The sequence below is a fragment of the Endozoicomonas sp. ONNA2 genome (assembly GCF_024606365.1).
GTDB lineage: Bacteria > Pseudomonadota > Gammaproteobacteria > Pseudomonadales > Endozoicomonadaceae > Endozoicomonas.
Genome location: NZ_JAHHPO010000571.1, coordinates 1 through 1,367, shown reverse-complemented (window position 1 = coordinate 1,367; position 1,367 = coordinate 1). Strand labels below are relative to the sequence as shown.

Sequence of the window (1,367 nt, the reverse complement as noted above, 5' to 3'; positions counted from 1 at the left end):
CGATCATCGCTCTGGTGGTGGCGCTGCTGGCTCCACAGCAGATCACCCTGATCAGCGATCTGGTCATGACATTAATCCATGACTATGTTCAGCAGGCAGGGCAGAGTACAGGCGACCTGGCCGCAAGTATCGAACCGTTGGTGAAATACGGGGTTATTGGTGTGGTCACCTGGTTTAACCTGCTGAGCTGCATCCTCGGGTTGGTGTTGGCCAGATTCTGGCAGGCGCAGCTTTATAACCCGGGTGGATTTCGTGAAGAGTTTCACCAGATCCGCCTGCCGTTTTCTGTTGCCCTGGCGCTTCTGGCGTTCACCCTTGTGGGAGCAACCCTTGTTCCTTTCCTGCTGGTACTGGTTCCTGCCGCGACACTGCCATTATTGGTGACGGGGCTGGCCATGATCCACGGACTGGTTGGCATAAGGAAACTTGGACGCTTCTGGCTAGTGGGGTTTTACCTCCTGTTGATTTTTGTCACGCAACTGGCGTACCCGGTCATTGTTTTAACTGCATGTCTGGACAGTCTTTTTGATTTTCGCGCCCGCGCGAATAACCGACTGCATCAGGGATGACAGGTACTAGATAGAGGCTAACGAAATGGAAGTAATCCTGCTCGAAAAAATTGCCAAGCTTGGTAAGCTGGGCGACAAGGTCACCGTCAAAAACGGTTATGGCCGTAACTTTCTGATTCCCTTTGGCAAGGCCCTGCCTGCCACTTCAGGGAATCTGGCTACTTTTGAAGCTCGTCGTGCCGAGCTTGAGAATTCCGCTAATGAGCAACTGGGCAGCGCTCAGAAGCGTGCTGAGGAGATGGCTGAAATCGAACTGACCCTGACCGCCAAAGCGGGCGAGGAAGGTAAACTGTTCGGTTCCATCGGTGCCCGGGATCTGGCTGAAGCCATCACGTCTGCCGGTGTTCCGGTTGCCAAGAGCGAAATCCGTCTGCCAGAAGGCCCAATTCGTGCCGTTGGTGAATACGACGTTGGCATCCAGCTGCACTCTGACGTTGCGGCAACCATCAAGGTGTTCATCGAAGCTGAATAATCAGTTCGGAAACGGATAGATTAAAGACCGGAACTCTAATGAGTCTCCGGTTTTTTTTAACCCGCTTTATGACAATTCATCGGTTGTTTTCTCTTTCAGGAATTGTCCTTAAATAATTTCGACATTTTAAACTCGGTCTCCGTTCATCCTGAGGGATGACTGCCACGATAATCGAGGCCGGATACACGCCCTTCGACAGGCTCAGGACAAACGGAGTTGCGAGGCTCAGAAATGTTGGAATTATTTCCGGCCAATTCCTTAATTCAGGTGATAAGGAGTCGTCTAAAAATAACTTTCCCATTTTAAACTCAGCGTTCCTGATGATT

The 1,367-nt window shown here is 51.2% G+C and carries 2 protein-coding genes and 1 pseudogene; 2 read left to right on the top strand and 1 reads right to left on the bottom strand.

Annotated elements, in window-relative coordinates; translation table 11 throughout:
* Both KDK14_RS10085 and rplI read left to right on the top strand, forming a co-directional pair.
* Positions 1-569 (top strand): annotated as a pseudogene (locus KDK14_RS10085) (hypothetical protein); the annotation flags it as partial.
* 25 nt (positions 570-594) lie between these two features.
* Positions 595-1,041: a 50S ribosomal protein L9 gene (rplI, locus tag KDK14_RS10080; RefSeq protein ID WP_257264973.1), complete on the top strand. Its 447-nt coding sequence runs from the start codon at positions 595-597 to the stop codon at positions 1,039-1,041.
* A gap of 76 nt (positions 1,042-1,117) precedes the next feature.
* Here the strand turns inward: rplI and KDK14_RS10075 are convergent.
* Positions 1,118-1,367: hypothetical protein (locus tag KDK14_RS10075; protein ID WP_257264972.1), on the bottom strand; the 250-nt coding region annotated here is incomplete at its 5' end.

Coding starts and splice junctions, on each gene's coding strand:
- rplI (WP_257264973.1), top strand. CDS start 595: ATGGAAGTAATCCTGCTCGAAAAAATTGCCAAGCTTGGTAAGCTGGGC.